Source organism: Inquilinus limosus MP06 (assembly GCF_000767795.1).
In the GTDB taxonomy this organism is placed as follows: Bacteria; Pseudomonadota; Alphaproteobacteria; order DSM-16000; family Inquilinaceae; genus Inquilinus; species Inquilinus limosus_E.
On record NZ_JANX01001179.1, the window covers coordinates 1 to 294 of the forward strand.

Below are 294 nucleotides of genomic sequence, written 5' to 3' on the forward strand. Positions count from 1 at the left end.
CGCGCGCGCGCGCGCGCGCGCGCGCGCGCGCGCGCGCGCGCGCGCGCGCGCGCGCGCGCGCGCGCGCGCGCGCGCGCGCGCGCGCGCGCGCGCGCGCGCGCGCGCGCGCGCGCGCGCGCGCGCGCGCGCGCGCGCGCGCGCGCGCGCGCGCGCGCGCGCGCGCGCGCGCGCGCGGGGGGGGGGGTTTTTCGCCGCCTGGACAGGACTGCGGTGCATCGGCCTCGACGGCGGAGGCCGCTCCTCGCCCATGCGGGTGGCCCATTCGCGCGCGGACGCGCGCAGCCCCTCCCCCTA

1 protein-coding gene is annotated in these 294 nt (G+C 90.1%); it reads left to right on the plus strand.

Going from position 1 to position 294, the window contains the following annotated elements; translation table 11 throughout:
• The coding region (locus P409_RS41135; RefSeq protein ID WP_238578865.1) for a hypothetical protein at positions 1 to 294 on the plus strand (294 nt) is incomplete at both ends.